Source organism: Streptomyces niphimycinicus (assembly GCF_018883605.1).
In the GTDB taxonomy this organism is placed as follows: domain Bacteria; phylum Actinomycetota; class Actinomycetes; order Streptomycetales; family Streptomycetaceae; genus Streptomyces; species Streptomyces niphimycinicus.
This window is the reverse complement of record NZ_JAHLEM010000558.1, coordinates 1-5,777: the sequence shown is the minus strand read 5'-3', so window position 1 is coordinate 5,777 and position 5,777 is coordinate 1. Positions and strand designations below refer to the sequence as shown.

Below are 5,777 nucleotides of genomic sequence, written 5' to 3'. Positions count from 1 at the left end.
GGGGTGCGCCGGGCCGAGGCGGCGGCCGCGGCGCTGCCCCACCACGACACGGCGTTCACCGCGCCCTCCGCGCGCTGCCGCGGTACCGCCCAGGCCCTGGGGCTCGACGCCGTCGTGGCGGCTGAGCTGGGCGATCTCGATGTGGGCCGCTGGCGGGGCCGTTCGCTGGACGAGGTCGGGCAGGAGGCGCCGGAGGAGGTCGCCGCATGGCTGTCCGATCCGGCCGCGGCGCCGCACGGTGGCGAGTCGCTGCTGGAGCTGGTGGAGCGGATCGGGGCGTGGCTGGAGGCGCACCGGGAGAGCCCGTCACCGGCCGCACCGCCCGCCTCCGCCCGCGAGGGGCGGCTGCTCGCCGTCGTGGAACCGGCCGTGGTCCGGGCCGCGCTCGTCCACGCCCTCGGCCTTCCCACGCCCGCGTTCTGGCGGCTGGACGTCGCCCCGCTGACGGCGACGGAACTCAGCGGCCGGGCCGGCCGGTGGAATCTGCGCTGCGGATACCCGCTGGCGGGGAGCGCGTCGTAACGGGGTGTCCGCGCAAACCGGGGGGCGCCGTCATGGCGCCGCGCCCTGACGGTGTGCGTGCCGCAGCGAAATGATCTCTCCGATGGCGTGGCTCCACGGGATGCGCTGTCGTGGCCTGATGGCATCCCCCACCACCAGGCCCCGCCCCGCCCCGGACGGCAAGGACGAGGCCGTACTGGCCTGAGGACCGGACCCGCTCTTCGCGCTCTACGGGGAGAAGCCGCAACGGTTCTGGGTGACCGATGGCACCCGCCACAAGGTGGTGTTCACCAGCGCGCCGTACGAGAAGGGCGCCTCCTGAGCCGCGGTGCGCCACCGCCCTCGTGTCCGTGGCCCTCTTCGCCGGGCCCGGCCGACGCCCTACTGTGGGCGTCAGTCGGCTGGTGAGGGGGTGGCGGATGGGGACGACCGGGGGAACATCCGGGGGTGATCGGCACGAGCACGGCTCCGAGGGGGGATCGCCCCACGGGAGCGTGCTCGGCGGCCGGTACGAGTTACGCGGGCGTCTGGGCGCGGGCGGTATGAGCCTGGTCTGGGACGCCTACGACATGGCGCTCGGCCGCCCCGTCGTCGTCAAGGAGCTGCGCCCGGTCGGCGATCCGGACCCGGAGGCGTACCGGCGCTGGCGCGAACGGCTGCGCCGTGAGGTCCGTGTCCTCGCCGCGACCGTGCATCCGCATCTGGCCGCCATCCATGACCTTGGCGAGAGGGACGGCCGGGTCTGGATCGTCATGGAGCGCCTCGACCCGCGTTCGCTGGCGGACCGGATGCGCGAGTGGGACGGACAGCCGTATGTGCCCCGGATCGCCCGGATCGCCGGGATCGGTCTGGAGGTGCTGCGCGCGTTACGGGCGATGTACGCGGCGGGGGTCGCCCACCGCGACGTCAAACCGCGCAATATTCTCTTCCGCCCGGACGGCCCCGCGGTACTGGTGGACCATCTCGGCCTGACCTTCGTGGACGAGGACACGGTGGTCGGAACGCCCCCCTACATGGCACCGGAGCGCTTCACGCTCTCGCCCTATCCGGCGACCGCGGAAGCGATGCTCAAGGCCGATCTGTGGTCACTGGGCGTGACTCTGTACGAGGCCGTCGAAGGCGTTGTGCCGTTCCGGGGGGAGAGCGTGGGAGAGCTGATGAGCGCGGTGCTCAACGACCCGCCGCCACCCATGAGACACGCGGGTCCACTGCGGCCGCTGATCGAGGGCCTGCTGGTCAAGGACCCGGAACGGCGGCTGACGGCCGAGCGGGCCGAGGCGCTGCTGCGCCCCCTGGCCCAGGATCAGCCCAGGTCGGCCCTGGCAACCGGGGCCGCGGCCCAGGCGAGGGCCGCCCCGGCCTCCGTGGGCGCCATGCGGTCGGCCGCCCGTCCGAGCGGTGCGGGCGCCGGAGCCCTCGTCTCGATCGCCGCCGTACTGGCGGTCGTGCTCGCCGTATCGGGGTCGGTGGCCCTGCCCTCGCTGCGCCCCGGCTCCCTGGACGACATTCCCGGATGGGTGGGGGCTGTGCTTCTCGGTCTGCTGTGGCTGGCGCTCGCGGCGCGCGGCTTCACGTCGGCCAGACAGCGGGACCGCCAGGCCCGGTGGCTCGACGCCCTGCGCCCGGATGCCGGGGAGGCGGCCCACCGGCCCGCCGGACCGTGGCAGGCGCTGCGCGAGGGATATCTGGCGTCCCTGGCGATCCCTCAGCCCCCATCGCGGCGGGCACGACGTCCGGTGGAGCGAGAGATGGAGCGGGACATGGCCGACTTCCTCACCGCGCTCGGTCCGCCTCCGCCTCCGCCTCCGCCACGGTCCGCGGCCCCGGATCCCCCATCCCGTCCGGACCGTCCGGACCGTCCGGGGGAGGCTCCGTGACCGAGAACGCGAGTGAGAACCCCGCCCCGGGCGGCCCCCCGGAGACGGCGGTGCCCTGGGGCGACCGGCTGCCGGTGGAACAGGCCAAGGAGTGGGAGGCGGTCAGGCCCGGCACGGTGGAGTGGATGCTCACCGAACTCCAGCGGGAACGCGAGCACCGCCGCCGCATGGACTGGGTGCACACGGGGTTGCAGGCATTCGGCTCGCTGCTCGGCGCGGGCACGGTCGTGGCGTACATCTGGGTGGCCACGTATTTCCTCGCCCATGACGCCGCCACCCAGGGCGCGGCCATCCTCGGCGGCGGCACGGCCGCGCTGGTCGGGGGGTTCCTCGGCAAGCGCTACGGCGACCGGCGCTGATCCCCGGTTCCCACGGCCGGCGGCGAGCCGTGGCCGCCGCTGCGTCCGGGGAGTGAGCAGGACGCCGATTCCTTACGTACGAGGGGGAGGGCCTTCGCCGTCCGAGGCCCCGGCTGGATCGACGTAAGGAGACAGGGTGGTGAAGCACATGCGGCGAGGCGTGCGCCGGGTCGTGCGGTTCGCGGCTGTCGGGGCGCTGGTCTGTGGCGGGGTGATGGTCTCGCAGGCCGTGCCGGGCGGATCGGCCCACGGGACGACCGGAAGCGACGGTTCGCGAGCCCTGACCGCGCGCCAGACGGACGATGTGGGCGGACGGCTGGTGTCCGCGCTCGGCACCTCCCGTACGGCGGGCAACTGGATCGGTGCCGATGGCCGTCCGGTGGTCGCGGTGACCGACGATACGGCGGCGGGCGAGGTCAGCCGGGCCGGGGCCACCGCCAAACGGGTGCGGTACAGCATGGAGCAACTGGCTTCCGCGACCGAGAAGCTGCGCTCGGCGCCCCGGGTGGCGGGCACCGCGTGGATGGTGGACCCCAAGTCCAACCAGGTCGTGCTGGTCGGCGACAGCACCGTCTCCACCGCCCGCTGGTCGAGGATGAAGGACCTCGCGGCGGAGGTGGGCGACGAGGTGCGCACACAGCGGACGACGGACTCCTTCACCACCAGAACCGCGGGCGCCTCCCCGATGTTCACCAACGGCAGCCGCTGCTCGGCCGGTTTCAATGTCACCAACGGCCAGACCGGTTTCATCCTGACGGCGGGGCACTGCGGTCCCCCCGGCACCCCCTGGTTCACCGACGCCACCGGCCGCACCAAGATCGGCACCACGGTCCAGACCAGCTTCCCCGGCAATGACTTCTCGCTGGTGCGGTACGACAACACCTCGCTGGACCGGAGCAGTGTGCTGAACGTCGGTGGCGGCCAAGTGGTGCGGGTCACCGGCGTGGCCGACCCCGTCGTGGGCCAGGAGGTGTTCCGCAGCGGCAGCACCACCGGGCTGCGCTCGGGCAAGGTGACCGGGCTCAACGCGACGGTCAACTACCCCGAGGGCACCGTCACCGGGCTGGTCCAGGCCACCGTGTGCGCGGAGCCCGGCGACAGCGGCGGGCCGCTCTTCGCCCAGGGCGTGGCGCTCGGCGTCACCTCCGGCGGCAGCGGCGACTGCACCAAGGGCGGGGTGACCTTCTTCCAGCCCGTGACCAAGGCGCTGACCGCGCTCGGGGTGAGCATCCCGGGCGCCAAGGCCCAGAGCGCCAACCCGTCCATCGCGTCCGGCGGCCAGACGGGCGCCGCGCCCGGCACCTCCGGCGTGGACGACGGGGTCTCGACGCTCGACGACGTCGTGGCGTACGCCCAGAGCTTCGGACCCGGCCTGGTGGTCATCGTGGTGGGGTTCGCCGGGCTGCTGTCCACGCTGGCCATCCGGCCCCGGAGCCGCCGCTACCGCCGCTACCCCGCCGGCTGGGGATGAGCCGGTGAGGTGGCGGCCGTCACCGGGCCTCGAAGGCGACGATGCGCTGGGCGCCGTCGGCCGCGCCCGGATGACGGCTGGTGAGGTCCAGCCGGAGCCGGGAAGTGCGTCCCGCAGGGCGCTCAACGCCGACCCCCGCCCGGGCAGTCGTACGACGACGAGGTGGCCCCCGCCGTGGGCGGGGGCCACCTCGTCGAAAGGGGGCTGACCGGCACTCAGTAGTGGTGGTGCCGGTGGTGGTCGGACTCCTCGACCACGGGCGGCGCCACGGCGGTCGGTTCCACGACACGCCGGCGCTTGTACACACTCACATACGCCGATGTGCCGATGATGCCGACGGCCATCAGGATCAGGCCGACCAATTGGACGTTGAAGCCGCTGGCGCTCCAGTCGGTGGCGAAGGTGAGAATCCCTCCCACCGCGATCATCAATATGCAACCGCCGAGGCCCATCAGTTCTGCCTCCGTACATGAGTTCGCTTTTGTGGGCTGGTCTTCGCCCGGGTACCCAGGCCCGCCGGGGCCAATCTCACGCCCCGCGCTCCTCCCGCTCCACGGCCGCCACCGTCTCGTCGAGCGCCTGGCGGTCCTCGCGCGCCTTCGCCCGGTCCCTGGTCGAGGCGTCGGTGACATCGAGAAAGATCTGGTCGGCATGCGGCCAGATCTCCGCCATCGCCGTCTTGACGCGTACCAGGACCTCCTCGACCTCCTCGCTGTCCAGACCGGGGAAGAGATCGACCCGGGCCGCCACCAGCGTCGAATCGTTGCCCAGACGCATCGTCAGCAGACCGGTCACGGTGTCGATCTCCGGCTGCCCCTCGAGGAACCGGCGGAACTCCCGGCGCTGGACCGGGTCGATCGCCTCACCGATGAGCTGTGCGCGCGACTCCCTGGCCAGCCGGTAGGCCACATAGACCAGCAGCGCCCCGATCAGGAAGGAGGCCGTGGCCTCGTAGGCCACCTCGCCGGTGACCATGTGCAGCCACATGCCGAGCAGGGCGAACACCACACCGAGACAGGCGGTGGAGTCCTCGGCCAGGACGGTGCGCAGCGTGGGGTCGTCGCCCATGCGCAGTTCGGCCGCCATGCCACGGCCCGCCTCCCGGGCGTGCCCGCGGACCTGGAACAGCGCCCGGACCAGCGAGGAGCCCTCGGCGATGAGCGCCAGGCCCAGGACCGCGAGGCCCACCAGATAGCCGCTGTGGTCCTCGGAGCTGCCCGCGCTCAGCGCCTCGGCGCCCTGGAAGAAGGAGAAGCAGCCGCCCATGACGAAGATGCCGACGGCGGCCAGCAGCGCCCAGAAATAGCGCTCCTTGCCATAGCCGAAGGGGTGCTGGTCGTCGGGCGCCCGCTTGCTGCGTTTGAGGGAGGCGAGCAGAAACACCTCGTTGAGGCTGTCCGCGACCGAGTGGGCCGCCTCGGACAGCAGCGCGGGGGAACCGGCGAAGACCCCGCCGATGGCCTTGGCCAGCGCGATGACCAGGTTGGCCCCGAGCGCGACGAAGACGGTGACGGCGGTCCGGGCGTCCTGGCCCCCCTGTGCGTCGGGCCCGTCCGGCTCAGGTCGGCT

The 5,777-nt window shown here is 72.9% G+C and carries 6 protein-coding genes; 4 read left to right on the top strand and 2 right to left on the bottom strand.

Features of this window, described 5'->3' with window-relative positions; genetic code table 11:
• The 4 genes from KN815_RS36165 to KN815_RS36150 all read left to right on the top strand — a co-directional run.
• Positions 1–522 (top strand): histidine phosphatase family protein (locus KN815_RS36165; protein WP_216346077.1); only part of this gene is annotated, 522 nt, incomplete at its 5' end.
• A 242-nt stretch (positions 523–764) separates the two neighbouring features.
• The gene (locus KN815_RS36160; RefSeq protein WP_308403692.1) at positions 765–2,378 is read left to right on the top strand and encodes a serine/threonine-protein kinase; all 1,614 of its coding nucleotides are present in this window, start codon (positions 765–767) and stop codon (positions 2,376–2,378) included.
• Positions 2,375–2,737 (top strand): hypothetical protein, encoded by a 363-nt coding sequence (locus tag KN815_RS36155; protein ID WP_216346075.1) that lies wholly within the window; start codon positions 2,375–2,377, stop codon positions 2,735–2,737. The genes KN815_RS36160 and KN815_RS36155 overlap by 4 nt, the downstream gene beginning before the upstream one ends.
• A 139-nt stretch (positions 2,738–2,876) precedes the next feature.
• Entirely contained in the window at positions 2,877–4,208 is a 1,332-nt protein-coding gene (locus KN815_RS36150) for a S1 family peptidase (RefSeq protein ID WP_372458572.1), read from the top strand.
• A gap of 215 nt (positions 4,209–4,423) precedes the next feature.
• Here KN815_RS36150 and KN815_RS36145 read toward each other — a convergent pair whose 3' ends face one another.
• Both KN815_RS36145 and KN815_RS36140 read right to left on the bottom strand, forming a co-directional pair.
• Complete coding sequence (locus tag KN815_RS36145) at positions 4,424–4,660, bottom strand: DUF6458 family protein (protein WP_216346073.1); 237 nt, start codon at positions 4,658–4,660, stop codon at positions 4,424–4,426.
• 76 nt (positions 4,661–4,736) lie between these two features.
• Positions 4,737–5,777, bottom strand: a 1,041-nt coding sequence (locus KN815_RS36140; RefSeq protein WP_216346072.1) for a cation diffusion facilitator family transporter, incomplete at its 5' end; no start/stop codon positions are given.

Coding starts and splice junctions, on each gene's coding strand:
- KN815_RS36160 (WP_308403692.1), top strand. CDS start 765: ATGGCACCCGCCACAAGGTGGTGTTCACCAGCGCGCCGTACGAGAAGG.
- KN815_RS36145 (WP_216346073.1), bottom strand. CDS start 4,660: ATGGGCCTCGGCGGTTGCATATTGATGATCGCGGTGGGAGGGATTCTC.